This window comes from Pseudobdellovibrionaceae bacterium, from assembly GCA_020635075.1.
Taxonomy (GTDB): Bacteria; Bdellovibrionota; Bdellovibrionia; order Bdellovibrionales; family UBA1609; genus JADZEO01.
This window is the reverse complement of sequence record JACKAM010000001.1, coordinates 14,932-33,600: the sequence shown is the minus strand read 5'-3', so window position 1 is coordinate 33,600 and position 18,669 is coordinate 14,932. Positions and strand designations below refer to the sequence as shown.

The window sequence follows — 18,669 nt, the reverse complement described above, 5'->3', positions numbered from 1 at the left end:
CTTTGAGCCTTTCCAAGGTCCTCCTCAGGCATCTCAAGAAAATCTGCGGGATCACCTCCCAGGACCTGGAAACTCTTTCGACGGAGTCCAATCGTCTTAGAGCCAACCCCGAATCGACCGAACTCTACCCGAATTTGATTAAACTGGGGGGATCTCACCAAGCTCTGTTAGAGGCCTATTCCGATTCTTTAAAGTCCACAGAGGAACGACTCGACTTTGTTCACAGAGCCATGAGCCTCTCCTCAAATGAACTAATTGAAGCCAACCAACAAATTCGCCTTCTCATGGACTCCCTGGGGCAAGGGGTCTTGATCTTTGGTCCCAATGGCCTATGCCACCCGTCCTATTCAAGTATCTGCGAAGATCTGTTAGAGTGCACCCCGGGGAATATACATATCGCCGATGTTCTTAAAATTCCCGAACATGACAGGCAGAGCTTCAATGACTGGATCAAGCTGGTCTTTTCAGACGACTTTGAGTTTCGCGAGATGATGGCCCTGGCACCGCGTTTTTTCAAACACTCTCACAATCGCAATATTAAGCTAGAGTATCGTGAAGCACGTACAACTGCGGGGACCCTTTCCGGTGTTATTCTAATCGCCACTGACAAAACAGGTGAGGAAAAGGTTCAGCGCGAACTGAAAAAGCAAAAGGACTATGTGGACCGGGTAGTCAAGATTCTCCACCACCGAAGTCAATTTCAGAATTACTTTGACTACCTGCGGACCACCCTGGAATGGTTGAAGTCCCTGTCAGATGCAGACTTTGCCTCCTCGGGTAATTTGGAGCAAATCAAAAGGGCCTTGCACAACCTTAAGGGCACCACAGGATCTTTTCACTTGAACGAGCTTCTCGACATCATTCACCAGTCCGAAAACCTTCTTGCCACCTATGTGGAGAGTCAAAACCCCACCCACCTCAAAGAGTTCAAGTTTTACCTCTCTGAGATGGAGATCTATGTCCGCATGTTTCTTTTGGAATATGAGTTTATTCTTGGCCGAGATTTCACGACCAAGGGACGCATCACTGAGGTGAACTGGGAGGATTTAAGATCTGTCTACAAATCCCTGATTTCTAATGACGTGCCAAATGAAGTCAGGGAGAAGTTCCTTAAGAATTTAATGTCCAAGAAAATCAGCGACTGCCTCGCCTATTTGAATTCGGCCCTGCAAATTGCCGCGGAAAGGACAGGCAAACGTTGTTTTCCCATCATCTTTGAAGGTGGAGATTTGCTAGTCATAGAGGATAGCTACAAGGAACTATTCAGCACCTTTGTCCACTTTGCCAGCAATGCTGCCCGCCATGGCATTGAATCCCCTTCGGATCGGGAGACATTGGGAAAGCCCCTCTCTGGTCAAATGAGGATTGCCTGCACGATCGAATCCAGTGAGGGTCAACAATGGCTCAAGATAGAGTTTAAGGATGACGGTCAGGGAATCTCAGCCAAGGCTGTCCGTGATCGCCTGAAGGCTATGGGAAGACCAGCTCCAAAGACCACTCCTGATGAAGAAGTCATCCAAGTAATCTTTGAGCCCGATTTTTCAACTGCGAAAAAAGTAGATCTGATTGCCGGCCGTGGCGTTGGCCTCAACGCCATCTATGAAAGCGCAATCCAAATGGGTGGCCAGGTCACCGTCACGAGCGAGCGTGGAAAAGGCACCACCTTCACCGTTTGTGTTCCTTATTTGTGGGATTTGGATACCGCGCAGCGAGCGCAGCAAACAAAGGCCGCCTAAAAGGCAGCACTCAGACTCAAGCCCATGATGTTGACCTTGCGGCCCGGATCGGAATCAAACTGACCTTTGCCTTCAGTCGCCTCAGTTTGCCCCCATTCCACCTTAGCGGCCATGGAATCCGTCATCCAATAGTTAAAGCCCAACATCAAAGCGCTTTGTTTACCAGTCGCCGCCAGGCCTTCATTCTTGGTGGTGGCTGATTGGGTGAGGTGCACCAGGTACTGGCTCTCCTGACCAAAATAATGGCCAAGGGTCACATAGTAGGCCGCTTGCTTGTCGTACAAACTGGAACCCTCATTATCCTGAACGGCGTACTCACTCATCAGTAAGTGCCTGCGGTCATCCCACTTGAGACCAATGCCGTTAAAATAGCTATGCTCGGAACTGATATCTGAAATCAAGGTCGAGCGAGTCGAAGTCCCTGGAGGTACGGGACCACACGCAGCCGTACAAGGTGTGTCCACGATGGTCGCCAAAGTCCCTTCAATATGGGCCACAAACTTACTCACCCGCAAAGTCCCTGAGCCAAGAAAGTTAAGGGCAATGTTGCCCCCCCATGCGTCGGTCACCGACAGATCAGCCTCGGAACCAGAGACGATGGAATCCAACTTCTGATTGGCCGAACCTGCCATCAGCTCCACCTGCAGGCTCCACTTTTCCGACAACTCCCAAGTATAGGTGTGCCCCATGCCCATAAAACTGCTCACCGGGTTCAAGGAGTAAACTTCCACCGGAGGCTTGATCCAGGGGAGCAAAATGCCCACGTCCAAATGATCAGAGACCAACCAGGCCGGCACCTTTTGTTTACCCAGCCTCATGGTGTAACGGGAGGTGGGTTGCCAGGTGAGGAGAGCCCAATCCAAGTCCGGACGAAAATTATCTGTCTCCCCCTTAGCCAACAACTGCAAAGTCGCTGTCCAGTTTTCAGACATGAGAACACTGCCGTTTAGTCCCGCAAGACTGTTGCGGAACAAGCTGGGCTTACGGTTAAGACCATTAAAGGATTCTTCTGAATCAGTCCCGGCGACTCCCATGGACCAAAACCCGCTCCAGCGAATCTCATCGGCCCCTTGGGCATAAAGAGCCCCACTGGCGACTAAACAGATGGCCGCTAAACGTAGATTTAAATGAAATACTCGCTTAGAAAACCGCACTGAGTGCTAACCCCACAACGTTGACCTTTCGCCCTGGATCGGCAGAAAACTTACCCATGCCTTCACTGGCTTCTGTTTGTGCCCACTCCAATTTACCGACCAGAGATTCTGAAAAATAACAATTAAATCCAAGAGTCGATGTGGTCTGCTTGCCATTTAATACCGTACCATCGGCGTCGGTCATGGTTGCATAGGTCACATGAGTGAGAAGCTTCTTCTCGCCCCCCATGTAGTAGCCAAGAGTGGCGTAATAAGCCCCCACCTTTTCCAAGAATGTGGAGTCCTTGTTCTCCTGGAGAGCATACTCAGTCATCACCAAATACTTCTTGTCGTCCCACTTAAAACCCGCACTTTTAAAAGTCCCCAGCCCTAAATCAATGGAACTGACCAGAGTTGTGCGCAAGGACGTGCCCGGTGGGGCTGATGGTCCACAAGTCGGAACTGTACAAGGAGTGTCGACTGTCGTCTCTGTTGTGCCATCAATATGTGCCTGCAAGTAGCCCAACCGGAAAGTTCCCGCTCCGAAGTTCAAGGTCAAGTTCACTCCACCAATATCATGGATGGTCCCTTTGGTGACTGAACTGGTCACATCGCTATGAATCTCGGTTTTACTAGAACCCGCCACAAAATCCACAACACCGTTTAAATCGGAGCCGAGAGAAAAGGCCAGGCTATGACTCATGCCCACAAAAGTGGAAATAGGATTGGCGTCATAAACTTCCAAGGGTGGGCGGATCCACGGCAAAAGAATTCCCACATCTAAATAGTCGGACACCAACCACACCGGTAGTTTTTGCTTTCCCAATCTCAGAGTGTACATGGAGTTGGGCTGCCAGGTGGCCAAAGCCCAATCGAGCTCCGGTTCAAAATCGTTGGGTTGTCCCGTTGCCAATAGCTGCAGGGTGGCCGACCAATCCTCTGATACGGCGATGTGGCCGTTTAATCCGGCCAGGCTATCTCTATAGACGTTGGGTTTTCGATTGAGATTGGAGAAGCTCAAGTCCGAGTCTGTCCCGGCCACTCCCATGGTCCAAAAGCCACTCCATGAAATGCGCTCCAGGGAATCGGCCATGGCGAGATGACCCACCAAGGACAATGCGAGACCGAACAATTTCAAAGGTCCAAAAATCCGCGTCATAAAAATTCGACCTACCACATCTCCGATGCTGTTTTCAGAATCTCATCATCAGAGGGACAATGATCGTGGTCAAGTTTTCTTAAAAAAAAATCCTTGCCAGGTACGCCGAGCTAAGTTGAACTGATCAAGATATCTTTTTGGTGAAGGAGTCCCTTGGTGAATAAGGTTTCACTCTTCGTATCGCTCATTTTAGGCGTACTGGTCTATGGGGGTGCTGATAGTAGCGCCTTGGCCCAGGAGAAGTTTGTCCTTGTTGTGAACGCCAAGAACTCGGTGACTCAGGTCGACTCGGGAATTGCCAAAGACATTTATTTTGGTCGCAAGCTCTTTTGGGAGTCCGGAGTGAAAATCCGCCCGGCCCTGTTGGACCAGAAAAACCCGGTGACTTCCTCTTTTCTCAGCGGCTGCCTGGATACTGAAACCTCCCGCTACCTGGCCTTTTGGCGAAGGCGCCTGTTTAGTGGTCGCGGGGTCCCACCCAAACAGTTTCAATCGGAAAAAGAACTCCTCGAATTTGTGTCACAAAACGAAGGAGCGATCGCCGTCGTTTCCACGCCACCTTCAGGCCAAGCTGCCTCTCAGCTAAAAGTCATTCCTCTCTCAAACTGAGACTCTTTAAATTGTAGGCTATTTCTACCGATGACCTGTATAAGTGGGTGGTCCTCTCATGCGTCATAGGCTACTTCGAACAGCTCTGTTTTTCTTTCTTGGCTTTGGCCTGCCCACGGCATATGGAGCCGAGGATCTATCCCAGATCTGTAAAGAACAGGGTGGGACCTGGATCAAAACGAAACACGGGAACACCGGCTGCAAATGCGCGGATGGGAAATACCTTAAGAACGTGTACTTCGACGTCTGCTCCCATTCCCGGAGGAAAGTGATCCGTCGGGACGCTCGCCCAAAGGAGGACAAACCCGGTACTGGAACGGAGTGGGGGCAAAAGGGGCAGGCCTGGGCTCTGAGCAGTAAAAGAAAAAGCCTTCCCTCGCCTCAGGAAGTGCTGCGGAGCTTTGTCCAGGAGCTCAACGCCGGCAATGTGGACGGCGCCATGAGTCTCGTCAATGACCATGATGTCCACCCCAGTCGGGAGATCGATGGCATCAATGAACTATTGAGGAGATTTTCCAGCGTGGCCACTCGTGAATGGGACCTGAGAAAACTGCGAAGCTTCAGTGCCGTGGCCGAGCCAGATGCCAAATTTTCTGGCTGCCTTTACTTCGAGGAATACACCACTACCATTGCGGACGGTGCCGACGAAAGTCGGGGATTGGGGCGAATGCACATTTACTGCGCCCATTATTCGGCCAAGTCCAAGGGCAAATATCCCCTGGCCCAGGCCCGCAACGAGTGTCCCAAATATAAACCCAAGATCACCCGCTTTGTCTGCAAGGTAGGTCGCATTGACATGTTTTGAGCCTATATGCGCCGCGATCGAATCTCCTTCGCCAATCAAGTTTTATCCGTGAAATTCCGAATAGATAGATGTGGGCAAATTGCGCACTCGCAGGGGGCTTTTGATTGGGTTCAGATAATGCATCAGTGATGAAGATCTCACAATTGGATCAGGCCAATACCACTGTTCCGCGAATGGTGGAGTACCTCTTTGACCTGGCCATTCGCGCTGGTGCCAGTGACATTCACATGGGAATCAACAATGTTCCCGGCGACAAACAGCGCTACCTACTACGCCTGCGCGTGGCTGGTCGTTTGCGAGTGGTCAAATCCCAGTTTATCAATTCTCACTACGACGAAGTCATTCAACGGGTGAAAATCCTGGCCGGTCTAAATACCACCAACATTGGCCTACCTCAGGATGGACAGATTGTGCTTGAAAGAGGTGGCGGTGACGATGTCACCCTGCGGGTGGCGATTATTCCCAATCAGGAAGCGGAAGAAGTTTGTATCCGGATTCAGCGCAACGAACGCTTTATCACCATGGACCAACTGTTGATGACAGAAAAGATGTTCAATAACGTTCAGGATCTCATTCGCCGCCAGAACGGAATGATTATCCTCAATGGTCCCGCCGGAAGTGGTAAGACCACCACCATTTTGTCCTTCCTTCATGAGTTGGCCGGACCCGAGAAAAAAATCATTACCGCTGAAGATCCCATTGAGCGGCGCCTTCCTTTTGTGAATCATGTGCAGGTCACTGAGAAAGCCGGCTATGCTGAACTCAGCCGAACCTATATGCGGCAAGATGCGGATATTATCTTTATTGGTGAGATCCGTGACGCCGAATCGGCCATCACTTCTGTGCAGCTAGCACAAACGGGTCACCTGGTTCTTACAACTCTCCACACTCGTGATTCGATTGGAGTGATCGCGAGGATGAAGGCCTTTGATATTCATCCCAACTTTATTGCCGATACCTTGATTGGCTCATTGGCGCAACGTCTTGTGCTCGGGCTTTGCCATCACTGCAAGGTGGAGTACCAACCAGACCCACGAATTCTTAAAAACTGTGAGAAGATCCTGCCTCCTCCGGACGGAGTGAAGTTTTACAAGGAAGGGCCCGGCTGTGACAAGTGCACGGAGGTCGTCAACGGTGAGGTGATCATGAAGGGCTCTAGCGGGCTGGTCCCCATTTTTGAACTCTTTGTGGTCGATTCGGAAATCCAAGAAGCTATTAATCGCGAACAGACAAAGATTGAAATTCGTGAGCTTGCACGCAAGAGAGGGATGACGACGCTCGCTGAAGAGGCTCTACTTCGTGTCTACCAGGGCTACATCGATTTAGCTTCAGTTTATGGCTCGGTCTTTTCCAACCGAGATTAGGCGAGCGGTCTCAAAGAGTCAGAATTCCAGAAGTTGACCGTTATTCAAATTCACCAGGACATCCTGGTAGGGTTTGCCCTCAACTTCGCGAAGCACAATCCTGGACAGCTGCGGATCGTAATAACCGTCTAAGCCGACCTCCTGTCGCAGCGTCTTGCCATCTCTCTTGCCTTCCAGTCGGAGTAAACCCTTCTGAAAGACAAAAATGTTGTCCAATGGGCTACGAAACGCCGCCGGGGCTTCGAGCACGAAGCACATGCTCTGGTTACAGCTGCGCAATTGAAAGGGGCGAATCTCCTCTGTTCCAGCCAGAGCGGTTGAGTATGTCGCCCAGAGGGCCACAGCAACAAGGGCCGGACCACACCATCTCATGGCTCCACCTCCTTCAACAGCCCTTTAGCCTCCCAGCGGTCCTTACACTCCCAATAGTCCTCTTCATAATCAAAGATGGAGTAGCGGGCGACCACCAGATCTTTGGCATCTCCCTTCGGGTACATTCCGCCAACAGTTCCGTCCATCAACTCAATTGGCCGGTCACACTCATCATAGGTTCTAACCAAATAGCCCTTGGCACTCTTGATCGGATTGAGGTAAGGAGCAAAAAAGTTCACGTCCGTGGTGAAGTAATGCTTGCGCCCCCCCTCGCCTCGGTGAGTGAAATACTGAGTCGACTGGGCAACACCGGTGAGGGCCAACTCAAACATAGCGAGGACGGTTTCGACCTTTTCATAGGGTCCTTCTCGGTCCACCTTTTCGCGAATACAAATTCCGTTATCAAACAAGTATCCCGGCCTGTTTTCCACATCCACAAAGCCCTTGGGACACAAGACCTTTTTAAGGCGATAAGCCCACTTAACGCCACCAAGAAGATCAACACCCAGGCCTTTAAAATCCCCAAAATCGTGATCGCTACGCAGGTCTCCCCAGCCTTCCAGGGTCTTGAGATACTCATTGATCTGTATACTCTTCCAGCCTTCCTTTTTTTGCAGCTGATCGGTGTCAATCGCGCCGGTATAATCATAACCGGTCATCATCATAAAATAGATTTGCATTCCAGCTGTCGCCTGCTGAAAGATCTCTAAATCCGCCCGGTTGATGCTCTTTTTAAGTTCCGTGATGTAGGGACACTTGGGTAGTTGAAAGACATTGGGCTCAACTTCAATGACTGCACACTTCTCGTATACTTTGTTTCCCTGTTCAGTCTTATTCATGGTGATGTCAAAGACCAAATCTTTGTTGGCTTTTAAAAACTGGCGAAACTCGGTTTGCGCCTGATAGACACCCTTAAGCCAATTCTGGCTGTCCACCTCATTGCCGATATCAGGTTGACCTGCCAACAAGAAGTCTTTCAGCCCACCCTCGGCCATGCGATCGCGGAATTCGGAAAATCTTTTTTGCGCTCGTGCATCCAATCGCTTTACCAGAGGCTCCACGCGAGTGATGATGCCCTTGAGTTCCATTGCCGGCCTCAAAAATGCTTGGTAGAAACGTGCCCGCCCATTATTAGGATCAATTTCCAAGGCCTTGGTGAAAACACGGTAGGCAAACATAAAACCAATCGGTGTCACCAGTTTTTCTGCTGACAAAGCCAAACGCTCCGCCTTGGCCTTTTTGCTGGAGGAGGTACTCTTAAGAGCCGGATTGAGATCCAAGTTCTCTTTGATTTCCGTCGCAATGGACTGTTGACGACCACCACCCTGACCACCCACTCCATCTGATTCCATGGGGATGTAGTTCTTTTCCGTTGTACACCCTACGGTCATAAGAACCAGGGATACCAGGGCCATGATGGCGACTCCCCTTTTTAGTAATTTCACAAGTTTCAATTCCATTTGTGTATCCACCTATTTCACTTGAATCACATTGGAGGCCTGGGCCTTGGCCAACAGGGATCTTGCCTCGTGGACAAAACGATCCAGGTAAACAACCTCACTGGCGGTCACCACATCTGTAGCCGTCGGCAAGCCTTGATATTTGTTCATCTGATCGGTAACAAAATCTTGAAGTATGCGTACCAGAGCTTCGTCGATCTCTGGATTTCCCGAGTTCAAATAGTGGTGCCCGAACTCATGGGCTGCCAAGGACAATATCATCACATCAACGGCAAAATCAGCACCTTTAATGCTGGCCGCCTGCAGTCGGCCCATGGAAAAACAAATTTCCCCACCGATATCCCCCGCCCCTGCAGCCGCCGCATTCTCCTCTCCCTTGATGTCCACACAAGGAGTGTTTTGAGGGGCGAAGTTGTTGTCAACGGCAATGTCGCCAAAGACATTCATGTACTCGGTTGTTTCACGGGTCATTAGGCCAATTAAATTTTGTAGTTCAGGGAAATCCTTGAGATCCGTCAAGCCGGGTGACAGCTGTTCGGCAACATTGAGGTCCTTTAAACCCAAAAACAGACGATGCAAATAGGGTTTCACGGCCGCCAACTTGATCTCGATTTCAGGAAAGGTCATTTTCATTTCATTGCCGCCGTTGCCTTTGCCGGTAACTTCATTTTGCGGGCCCGTGGGTCCGCCGCCACCAGATCCTGGAACATAGACATTTTCCTTTTTGGTGCAGCCCTGGCCCACCGCTAGGCAAAAGATCACGGACAATAAGAAAGTCAATTTTCTAACCGAGTTCATTTTGTCACCCGAAAGAGTTGAACGTTAAACTGATAGGTGTCATCACCCTCGCCTGCTGGGGCCTCAAACTCCTGGAAAAACTCATCCAAAAATTTGCGAATCTTCTTTTTGGCCTTACTCATTTGGCCCTTTTTCAAATTAAAGCTGTAGCTTCCGAATTCCCTTTCGTCCAAACTCTGTTCATAGACTTGCTCAGCCGCAAATTTGGAAATCGCCTCATGGAATTTTTTTGTCCCCAGATCGGCCACGTCATTCTCAGTGGTCAAAAAGGCATGGGTTTTATAGAGCTTTCCCGAGCTAAAATCCTGTTTGAGAAGCTTTAGCTCAATCAGGCGGCCCAAGGCTTCCGTGACTTCATCGAGAGTGGCTGAGAGACGTAGTTTTTGATGGATCCACTTTGGGTCGGGACGGAAGTTCTTGAGATCGGTCATTTCAATGATGGCCGTATGCAGAGGTTCACTCAAAAACTTGTACTCATCCACCACCTGGCGGGACAGCTCTGATTCAGGAGCGAGCTTTTTTAGTCGATTGAGATAAAATAGCCTCTGCGGGGTGGTTTTTGCCTTGGATAAATCCACGAGTGCTTCCAGGTAAAGACCTTCCTCTCCAGAGAGTCCGAGAGTCTGCACGACCTGAGGAAGATACTTTTTGGGAAGACTGCGCTTGCCTTTAAAAGCCAAACTCAGAGGAGAGCTATTTTCCAAACCCAACTGCTTCGCCCATGCGGACATGGAAAAAGCAGGGTTCCGCTTTTTCTTTTCTTTCCAGGCGTCCCGCAGGAACTGGCTGGCCTCTGAATAGCTATAAATACTCAGCATGGCTTTCCTCTGATGCGGCGCAGTATATTACCACCGCCGCCCAATATCAACACTTTTGAAAACGATCTATCAAGTTTTTGAAAAAATCAAATTTAAGCTAATAAATTCATAAAGTTAGGGGGTGCTTCGCACCCCCTATTGGGGTTTGGAGTTGGGGTCTGAATCAGTAACAATCGCGGTTGAGCTCTCCTTTGGCTGTGAGGGTTCGCGTGGCATCGCCATGGGGAAAGAGACCACCCAGGGTCTCCTCGCCCACATTGACTGGGTTTCCGCACTCGTTGAATCGGGTAGGAGCCAGGGGTTTTAGGTCAGGCACAGGGTTGAGAATGGGGGCAAAAAAGGCCATGGCAGTTTGATACTTCACCGGTCGATGGGCCGACCACTCACCTTTCACATGAATGGAGCGCTTGGTGACAATCACCGGATTGGCCTGACCGGAAAGGGCCAGCTCGATGGCGTCAAATAAGGCCTCAATGCGCATCCGACGTGAGTCGTGAATACAAACTCCGTGGTCGATGGCAAATCCCGGCCGATTGATTTTTGTTTCATCACCCGTCGGGCAAAGTCGGTCTTGAAGCCTGTGCGCCCATTTGGCTCCGGCAAAAAGGTCCACTCCCAGACCATGAATAGACTGGAGGGTTTTACCCCTGCGAATCCGACCAAAGGCTTCCACTTGCCGCATGCGAGTGATGATCTGCTCTGGATTCAATTGGTTCTGATAGGTAAATCGATTGTGATCGATGAGCCCCGTTGTATCGTAGGCCACGGCCAGAGCCGAGTAGATTTTTACTCCTGCCATCACCTGCTGGAAGACTTCAAAGTCCACCATATCAACCTTGTAGTAGCGGGAAATCAGGTTGTCACAAAGCTTGCGGGCAAAGACTCCTGGCCTAATTTTCCAGGCGTTGCACTTTTTGATATTGGCGGAATGACTGTGCTTGATGCGGTTGTAGCGGACAATGAAACTCAGATTCTTAACACGCTTAATTTTGGCAAAGAACAGGCGGGCTTGATCCTGTTTGACGATGAAGTCATCAAACACTTTTTGCATTTGTTTTTCCGTGCGGATGTCTCGCGGACCATCGGTTAGAAATTGGCCAAGACCAGTGCCCTTAATGTCCTGATCGCGAAACTTGTAAAAGCTTTGCACTCGGTCTTGGGGCTCACCCTTCACAAAGGGATCAAGGCGAGTCAGGATGCCCTTAAATACCAATGCCGGGGCGATGAGCTTTCGATACATCTGCGCCTTCAAATTATCTGGCTGCCAAATCAAGGCTCGCTGCAAGATCTCATCGGCCCACATGGCACCGTAAAGGTTATTAAAGCCCTCGGCCTCCTGGATCAGCAAATCGGCTTTTTGTCTCGGGGACAGGGAGGCATTTTCTTCGATTTTTCTAATGTCCACCTGGTGGATGGCATCCTCCGCGCCGGCCAAGGTGGGGAACAACAACACAAGGACAAATAAACTCAGGGACAAAATGGGTTTCAATCCTAGAAATTTCATTACTTCACTCCTCCATCAATTTTTGAAACTTGAAAGCCAATACGCTGGGATTTGGCCTCTTCGAGATTAAAATCGGCAATCATCACTGGCGGGAATAAACTTCTCTTGATCCAAAAGTCGCGAATCACACGATGCCTTTGGCCGCGAATAAACTGATCTTCCAAAGTCATCACCACTTGTTGGCGCCTCAGGTAGAGACTGTAAAACTCCTGGCACAAACGCCCAGCTTCGATCTCTCCTGAAACCAGCACACGCACTTTTTGCAAACTGGGCACTTCGCCTTCGCTGGAGAGGACCAGCCACAACATGAGATCGGACTCTCCCTCGTGATTCGAACTGACTTCACTTTCACAGCCCCCTTGGGTAATCAAAAAGCGACCGCTCTCTGTCGAGGCCGAGGCCAAGGCGCTGTAGGCAACTAAGACAAATACGACTGAGGCCTGAACGAATCGGAACCACCAGCCAAATTTCATTTTCACTTCTTTCACTTTCGAACTCCTCGTTTTCAACAACGTTCCACTTCAGTTTTGCTTTCGTGACGCAACTTATCATTTGTCCCAAATTTGTGAAGCCCCTTTTGAAAATAGACCTGGACAATTTTGAAAAAACTCTATTTTCCCTTAATATTTCCAATATCTTATTGCTCAATCAAAATGCCTTGAAAATGGACAAAACCACCCCTCTTTATTGTTGATCCACTATCAAGGGGGGCAGTTTGAAGGGAATAGGCTCAGCCGAACGAGGCGCGGACCCGTCGGAGCGCAGCCCTTGATCGAGGCCACAGCCAACCTTCGACCTGAGTGGCCCGACTCCGTAGATCAACCCGCCTAAAACTCGGACCTCTTAATTGCTGATCCGCAAAACTTGGCCCCGCCTTTGTCCGTGATGAAGGTCCGATTGCCGAGCCATCCCCGTAACAAAAACACGGACCCGTCGGAGCGCAGCCCTTGATCGAGGCCACAGCCAACCTTCGACCTGAGTGGCCCGACTCCGCAGATCAACCCGCCTAAAACCCGGACCCTTTAACTGCTGATCCGCAAAACTTGGCCCCGCCTTTGTCCGTAAAGAGGGTCCGATTGCCGAGCCATCCCCGTAACAAAAACACGGACCCGTCGGAGCGCAGCCCTTGATCGAGGCCACAGCCAACCTTCGACCTGAGTGGCCCGACTCCGTAGATCAATGTGCTTAAAACCGAGTTCGGCTTGGTGCAGTGCTCTGAGAGAGAGCGCTGCTGCCAAACGTATGTCTGAGGTTTTAAGCGTATTGATCGCAGGAGTCGGGCCACTCAGGTTCCTTACGCGGCGAAGATCAACAAATAGGGGACCAGTTTCTACACTTCTGAGTTCAATCCCACCCATGCCTATGGAAGACTTTAACCAAATGAATAAATCCGCAAAACCTGACGCCGCCCTGGCTGTGGTGCTTTCAGTCGTCGCCGCCATCTGTAGCCTTTGGCAACTCTGGGAACAGGATATCTTTTGGCAGATTCGCGCCGGGGCCTTTACTGCGGAAAACTTCTTCCCCGCCACCCAGGAGCTTTGGTCCTACACCGCTAAAGGCAAAGAGTGGATTGATATTCAATGGCTTTCCAACCTGGGTTTTCATTTGGTCTACCTTTCAGGCGGTGTCCCCGGGCTGGTTGTTCTTCGCGGTGCTTTGTCGTTTGCGCTGATTTTTTTGATTACCTTTCTGGTCCGCCAAACGCTAAAAAACTCAGAAGGTGAACGCTCCAGTGCCCTGCTCATTTTAATCCCCCTCTTGTTTTGTACTTTGGCTTTTCGCATTCACTTACGACCCGACTATATATTGATGGTGATGACAGCAGGGATGTTGGTGATGTGGGAGTCGCCCTCACTTGCCAGCGAAAAGAAGGCCTGGCTCTCTCTACCCCTAGTGTGGCTGGCCGCCAACCTCCACGCCGGGACCACGCCCTATCTGATGCTCATCACTGGCGCCTATCTGATCACCCAGCCCATCAAACTCAAGACCCGTGTCCCGGTTCTTGTTTTGATGCCTCTATTGTTCTTTGTGACTCCCAGCTCTTATCACATTGTGCCTTTTATTCTCGATGCCGCTCAATACTCTCAGGGAAGTCTCATCACCAATCCGGATTTCATGTCATTGGGAGGACTTCACTTCAACCCCAGAGTCATGGGATTTACGGGGTGGGCCTGGATTTCTTTGATGACACTGACACTAGTTGGTTGGTGGGTAAAACGTCAGCAGATGCTCCGCTGGCCGTGGATGATCTTTACCGCAACACTCATCCTACTCACCATCAGCGGAGTGCGGCTGGACCGCAGCCTTCCCTACCAGGCACTATTTTGTCTACCCTTTGCCATCAGGGGGCTGGAATTTCTTTTTGATAAACTCCCAGCCCTCAAACAAGGCCGCCTGGCAAGCCTGATGGGCACCCTTGGCCTGGCGGCCATGATCTATTCCTCTCTGTTTGGCTATTCTCTCTACCAATGGGGACTCGATCTCAACCCCAGGATTTACCCCGTGGAGTCGGCAAGGTTTATCGCCCAATCCAAGCCGCAGGGCCCGATTTATCATTTGCCCGAGTATGGCAACTTCATGATTACCAACCTCCCCGGCTATCCGGTTTTCTCTGACACACGAGATCTCCTGTACCACGAACACTATCAAATCATGCAGGACTCTTATAAGCGACCAGACAAAACCCAGGAGTTGATCAACAAATTTGGCATTCAGACTTTTTGGATGCCGGTTCATCGCATTTCACTAAAGAAGGACAATCAATTTGAAGACAAAGTTAAAGAGTTTTATCCACCCGCAGACTGGGCTCTGGTGGACTTCGACAACCTGGCCATGGTGTTGGTGAAACGCATACCGGAGCATCAGCATTTGATTGCCAACAACGAATACCTGCACCTCAAACCCCATTTGCCTCCTGATCACTATTTGTTTGGCAGTGACAGATCCAGGGAAACCGACCAAATCTATTTGCGCGAGATTGAGCGTTGCCTCAAACACCATCCTCAACTCCCCCACTGTTGGGCAGCAAAATCAGCATGGACCCGCTCTGAGGGGGACAAGACCCAGGCGCCAGCTCTTTTCACTCAATTGGAACAGCTGGTCAGCCAATGGCCCAATCACCTGGCTTTGCGCATGGAGATTCTTAATTACTATAAGATCCTCGACCGCAAAGATGATATTCGTGAGACCGAAGCCAAGATCAAGGCTTTGATTTATTCTCCGGCTTTACGCCAATAACCGTCCAACTGTAGCCATGGCGATGACTGCGCTGAATCTGGGTGAAACCGCCATCGGCCATTAATTTTTCGGCTTCGTCACCCGTATAATATCGGGCATAGGCGGGGTTGAGCTGGTCAAAGATCACCAGAAAGCGTTTTTTCCACGAGAAGTGACCGATCACCTCATTCATGTATCCCCGCAAAGGAAGGGGCAGCACTCGACAAAGAAGAACATAGACCGCGAGAGCCACATTCAATAAGTGGCAAAAACCACGGAGTAAAAAATCTGGCAGGCGGGCCGTGAGCTTTCGCAGGGGCATGATAAGCCTCAAATAGGCTTCGTTTCCCTCGTAGCCGTAGACCCAAAACAAAAACCGCCCTCCAGGCTTTAAGACTGCAAAGACCTTTTTTACCACCGGTTCCGGTTCAGGAATATGGTGAAGAACACCAATAGAGGTGGCCAAATCCACTTGCACATTGGGGATCTGATCGCCGGCGACCTGATGACAGACAACACGGTCACCAAAGGGGGCAAGATTCTGGCGTAAGACATCCATCGCCTTAGAGGGTTCAACCGCGTGGACGGTCTGCGCACCCGCAGTCAAAATCATGTGGACGATTCGACCTGTGCCGCTTCCCACGTCCAAAACCTCCTTGCCAACAAACTCCGGTGCTGTCATCAGACCCGATAGCATGTCCGCAAACAAGGCGGAGGAACCATAGTAACCTTCATTATCCTGATAGCGAGTCCATTGGTCACCAAAGTCCTCTATGGACTTCTCTCTCAGGGACTTGCCTTCGGCGGAGACTGACTTCACAGCACCCTCCTTTGCCAATCCCACAAGACCATTAAAGCCCAAAGGGGGCGGGAGTGGTCACGGACACAGGTCGTCTGCTCCTGCCACATTGTTTGCCCCGCTTGGGCATTCAGCCCCATATCTTGCCAAAACCTCTGGTCATGAATCACTTCTTCCATCCTCTTCTGCAGTGGCCCGTTCAGCCACTTGGCCAGAGGAATGGCAAAGCCCTTCTTTTTTCGCGAGGCGGTCTCAGCAGGAAGATACTTGGCACCCAATCGTCTTAATGGAACTTTGTTGGCCTTCCCCTGAACTTTGAGGTCGGCCGGACACTGCCAGGCCAATTCGATCACATCTTTATCCAACAAAGGAGGACGCACCTCCAGGCTGTGAGCCATACTGGCCCGGTCGACCTTACACAAAACTGAACCGGGGAGGTAAGTTAAATAGTCCAATAACAGATAGCGATTTAAATCCTGTTTTCGCCCTGCGATTTCCAGGCGTTCCCCGCTGATAAGATGCAAATGATCCACCTTACCCAACAGCTTCTCCAATTCTTCCGGGTGAGTGAAGGCCATCCAGGTCAGGTGGCGATTCAGGTCTCCCTCTTCCCAATAGCCAAAAAAGCGTTCCAGTTTCCACCGCCAACTCTGATAGTCCTCATCCACTCCTCTTTGTCGTGACCAGTCGCCAATGAGTTGGCGCCAACGATTTGGCATCATCTTGGGCAGACCACTCATGCGATGGGCAAAATAGGTGGGATAACCTCCCCACAGTTCATCACCCCCGTCCCCGCTCAGGGCGACGGTCACCTCTCGACGTGTGACTTCGGATAATGCAAAAGTAGGAATTAATGAGGGGTCCGCCATTGGTTCATCCAGGGACTCAAGAGCCCCGGGCAAATAGCTCAGCAGCTTTTCCTCGCTGAGAGTTTCCACAGAATGATCCGTCCCCAAATGGTTGGCCAGAGCCCGACTCAGTAAGCCCTCATCAAATTGAGGGTCCTCAAAGCCAATGCCAAAGGTTTTGATTCGTTCTCCGGCATGTTTGCGAGCAATGGCCGTAATCAGAGAGGAATCAATTCCCCCTGATAAAAACAATCCCAAGGGAACATCGGCGGCCAAAGATCTGGACACCGCCCGGTTCAATCGCAATTCCAGTTCTTCAACTAACCCGTTTAGGTCACCGGGAAATGTCTCGTTTGAGATAGGAGCATACTCCCATTCCTGTGGTTCACCCCCTACCTTGAGGGACAAACAATGGCCGGGAAGAAGCTTCTGACAGGACTTGGCAATTGTATGCGGTGCTGAAATATATCCGGCAAACAGGTAACGGGCGAGAGCCTCGCGAGAAACCTCCCTTGATACTGAGGGATGCTCAAATACGGCATTGAGCTGAGACGCAAAGATCATTCCACCCTGGGGCAGAAACGAATAATAGAGAGGTTTGACTCCAGCTCGATCACGGGCAAGGAGGATTTCCCGCTCACTCTTGTCCCAAAGGGCAAAGGCAAACATGCCACTCAGATCTTTTAGTCCCTCGCGGCCATTAAGGATCAACCACTCCAACAACACCTCAGTGTCACTGGTGGTTTTCAGCTGAACACCGCTTTGTTTCAAGGTCTCGGCCAATTCCAAATAATTGAAGATCTCACCATTGAAGACCAAGGTGAAGCGCCCATCCCGGCTGCGAAAGGGCTGACGGCCCCCTTGAGGATCAATCACCTGCAAACGGGTATGAGCCAGACCGATCTGCCAGTCGCCAGCGGCTTCCCAGAACACATCGGCCTCGTCCGGGCCACGTTTTTTTTGCAGATGATTGATTTTGTGTAAGACCTCTTGGCCCTCAGAAATTCCGGGCTGTTGAAGAAGCCCTCCAATCCCACACATTATTGATTCGCCAACCGCCGGAGATTGTCCTGCTGGTCTTGATCAAATCCCGTCAGGCGGGCGATGCGGTAGGTGGGAACCTGGGCAGCATCGTGATAGGTGCGGATGGAAATTTCAGCGAGCAAACCCAAGCCAACAAATTGAATGCCCGCCAAGGCAATAAAGATCCCTATCATAAACAAAGGGTTGCGGTGTACCCAATAGCCAAACTGGAATTTCTGCCAGAGCACAAAAATCGAGAGCAGAACACTGGAGGCCAAGAGTAGTCCCCCAACTCCTGAAAACACATAGCTAGGTTTCTGACCAAATCCGCGCATAAACCAGACTGTTACCAGGTCGACCAGAACTTTAAAGGTGCGAAAGATACCATACTTGGATTGGCCCAATTCACGAGGCCGATGATTGACTTCCATCTCCTGAGTGCGGGCTCCCGACTGCACCATGAGGACACCAATAAACCGGTGCATCTCCCCAAACAACCTGAGCTCTTTGACGAATTCCGAGCGATAGGCTTTCAGTGAACAGCCCAGATCATGAAGGTGAGTCCCGGTCACCAGGCGGATCAAACGGTTCGCCAAGCGTGAAGGAATGGTTCGCAACCAAGAGTCCCTTCTCTTGCGCCGCCATCCGGAAACAAAATCACAGCCTTCTTCGATGAGGGCCACCATCTTAGGGATATCAGCTGGATCGTTTTGTCCGTCGGCATCCATGGTGATGACGATTTCAAATTGACTGTACTGAAATCCGGCATCGAAGGCTGCAGTCTGTCCTTCGTTTTTGCGAAAGTGAATTATCTTTAAGTAGGGATAATCTCCCGCCAGTCGATCCAGCTCTTCGGTGGTTCCATCCCGGCTGCCGTCATTAACAGCGATGACTTCAACCTCATAGTTCAAGGTCGACACAACCGGGTCCAATTCCTTAAGTAACGGACCAATGGACTCCCGCTCATTGTAAACAGGTAAGACTATGGATATTCCACGACGCATAACAAAATTCTACGTCCTTGC

Annotated in this window: 16 protein-coding genes; 5 read left to right on the top strand and 11 right to left on the bottom strand. The window is 50.6% G+C overall.

Annotated elements, in window-relative coordinates; all coding sequences use genetic code 11:
* Positions 1–2 precede the first annotated feature (2 nt).
* Entirely contained in the window at positions 3–1,736 is a 1,734-nt protein-coding gene (locus tag H6624_00160; protein MCB9082719.1) for an Hpt domain-containing protein, read from the top strand.
* Here the strand turns inward: H6624_00160 and H6624_00155 are convergent.
* The gene (locus H6624_00155) at positions 1,733–2,890 is read right to left on the bottom strand and encodes a hypothetical protein (protein MCB9082718.1); all 1,158 of its coding nucleotides are present in this window, start codon (positions 2,888–2,890) and stop codon (positions 1,733–1,735) included. The two genes, H6624_00160 and H6624_00155, sit on opposite strands and share 4 nt — an antisense overlap.
* Positions 2,877–4,046, bottom strand: a complete 1,170-nt coding sequence (locus tag H6624_00150; GenBank protein MCB9082717.1) for a hypothetical protein — start codon at positions 4,044–4,046, stop codon at positions 2,877–2,879. Before H6624_00150 ends, H6624_00155 begins: the two co-directional genes overlap by 14 nt.
* 138 nt (positions 4,047–4,184) lie before the next feature.
* Here H6624_00150 and H6624_00145 point away from each other — a divergent pair, with 138 nt between their 5' ends.
* The 3 genes from H6624_00145 to tadA all read left to right on the top strand — a co-directional run bounded on the left by H6624_00145 (position 4,185) and on the right by tadA (position 6,806).
* Complete coding sequence (locus H6624_00145; GenBank protein ID MCB9082716.1) at positions 4,185–4,637, top strand: hypothetical protein; 453 nt, start codon at positions 4,185–4,187, stop codon at positions 4,635–4,637.
* A 58-nt stretch (positions 4,638–4,695) separates the two neighbouring features.
* A complete protein-coding gene (locus H6624_00140) occupies positions 4,696–5,442 on the top strand; it encodes a hypothetical protein (protein ID MCB9082715.1) in 747 nt (248 codons plus the stop codon).
* 104 nt (positions 5,443–5,546) lie between these two features.
* Positions 5,547–6,806 (top strand): Flp pilus assembly complex ATPase component TadA, encoded by a 1,260-nt coding sequence (gene tadA / locus H6624_00135; GenBank protein MCB9082714.1) that lies wholly within the window; start codon positions 5,547–5,549, stop codon positions 6,804–6,806.
* An 18-nt stretch (positions 6,807–6,824) separates the two neighbouring features.
* Here tadA and H6624_00130 read toward each other — a convergent pair whose 3' ends face one another.
* From H6624_00130 to H6624_00105, 6 genes are all read right to left on the bottom strand, one after another.
* A complete protein-coding gene (locus H6624_00130; GenBank protein ID MCB9082713.1) occupies positions 6,825–7,178 on the bottom strand; it encodes a hypothetical protein in 354 nt (117 codons plus the stop codon).
* A complete protein-coding gene (locus H6624_00125) occupies positions 7,175–8,638 on the bottom strand; it encodes a hypothetical protein (GenBank protein ID MCB9082712.1) in 1,464 nt (487 codons plus the stop codon). Before H6624_00125 ends, H6624_00130 begins: the two co-directional genes overlap by 4 nt.
* Before the next feature lie 12 nt (positions 8,639–8,650).
* Positions 8,651–9,436: a hypothetical protein gene (locus H6624_00120; protein MCB9082711.1), complete on the bottom strand. Its 786-nt coding sequence runs from the start codon at positions 9,434–9,436 to the stop codon at positions 8,651–8,653.
* Positions 9,433–10,254, bottom strand: a complete 822-nt coding sequence (locus tag H6624_00115) for a TIGR02147 family protein (GenBank protein MCB9082710.1) — start codon at positions 10,252–10,254, stop codon at positions 9,433–9,435. The genes H6624_00120 and H6624_00115 overlap by 4 nt, the downstream gene beginning before the upstream one ends.
* A 163-nt stretch (positions 10,255–10,417) precedes the next feature.
* Positions 10,418–11,758 (bottom strand): hypothetical protein, encoded by a 1,341-nt coding sequence (locus H6624_00110; protein ID MCB9082709.1) that lies wholly within the window; start codon positions 11,756–11,758, stop codon positions 10,418–10,420.
* Positions 11,758–12,246, bottom strand: coding sequence for a hypothetical protein (locus tag H6624_00105; GenBank protein MCB9082708.1), 489 nt, complete (start codon positions 12,244–12,246; stop codon positions 11,758–11,760). Before H6624_00105 ends, H6624_00110 begins: the two co-directional genes overlap by 1 nt.
* A gap of 892 nt (positions 12,247–13,138) precedes the next feature.
* Between H6624_00105 and H6624_00100 the strand changes: the two genes are divergently transcribed.
* Positions 13,139–14,995, top strand: coding sequence for a hypothetical protein (locus H6624_00100; protein ID MCB9082707.1), 1,857 nt, complete (start codon positions 13,139–13,141; stop codon positions 14,993–14,995).
* Here H6624_00100 and H6624_00095 read toward each other — a convergent pair.
* The 3 genes from H6624_00095 to H6624_00085 are packed head-to-tail and all read right to left on the bottom strand — an operon-like array spanning position 14,958 to position 18,648.
* Positions 14,958–15,794, bottom strand: coding sequence for a class I SAM-dependent methyltransferase (locus H6624_00095; protein MCB9082706.1), 837 nt, complete (start codon positions 15,792–15,794; stop codon positions 14,958–14,960). The two genes, H6624_00100 and H6624_00095, sit on opposite strands and share 38 nt — an antisense overlap.
* Positions 15,791–17,662 (bottom strand): asparagine synthase (glutamine-hydrolyzing), encoded by a 1,872-nt coding sequence (gene asnB / locus H6624_00090; protein ID MCB9082705.1) that lies wholly within the window; start codon positions 17,660–17,662, stop codon positions 15,791–15,793. The genes H6624_00095 and asnB overlap by 4 nt, the downstream gene beginning before the upstream one ends.
* Entirely contained in the window at positions 17,662–18,648 is a 987-nt protein-coding gene (locus H6624_00085) for a glycosyltransferase family 2 protein (GenBank protein MCB9082704.1), read from the bottom strand. The genes asnB and H6624_00085 overlap by 1 nt, the downstream gene beginning before the upstream one ends.
* Positions 18,649–18,669: the final 21 nt, after the last annotated feature.

Bases quoted from the DNA above. Each gene is read 5' to 3' on its own strand.
- H6624_00140 (MCB9082715.1), top strand. From the start codon at position 4,696: ATGCGTCATAGGCTACTTCGAACAGCTCTGTTTTTCTTTCTTGGCTTT.
- H6624_00130 (MCB9082713.1), bottom strand. From the start codon at position 7,178: ATGAGATGGTGTGGTCCGGCCCTTGTTGCTGTGGCCCTCTGGGCGACA.
- H6624_00125 (MCB9082712.1), bottom strand. From the start codon at position 8,638: ATGGAATTGAAACTTGTGAAATTACTAAAAAGGGGAGTCGCCATCATG.
- H6624_00120 (MCB9082711.1), bottom strand. From the start codon at position 9,436: ATGAACTCGGTTAGAAAATTGACTTTCTTATTGTCCGTGATCTTTTGC.
- H6624_00115 (MCB9082710.1), bottom strand. From the start codon at position 10,254: ATGCTGAGTATTTATAGCTATTCAGAGGCCAGCCAGTTCCTGCGGGAC.
- H6624_00110 (MCB9082709.1), bottom strand. From the start codon at position 11,758: ATGAAATTTCTAGGATTGAAACCCATTTTGTCCCTGAGTTTATTTGTC.
- H6624_00100 (MCB9082707.1), top strand. From the start codon at position 13,139: ATGAATAAATCCGCAAAACCTGACGCCGCCCTGGCTGTGGTGCTTTCA.
- asnB (MCB9082705.1), bottom strand. From the start codon at position 17,662: ATGTGTGGGATTGGAGGGCTTCTTCAACAGCCCGGAATTTCTGAGGGC.
- H6624_00085 (MCB9082704.1), bottom strand. From the start codon at position 18,648: ATGCGTCGTGGAATATCCATAGTCTTACCTGTTTACAATGAGCGGGAG.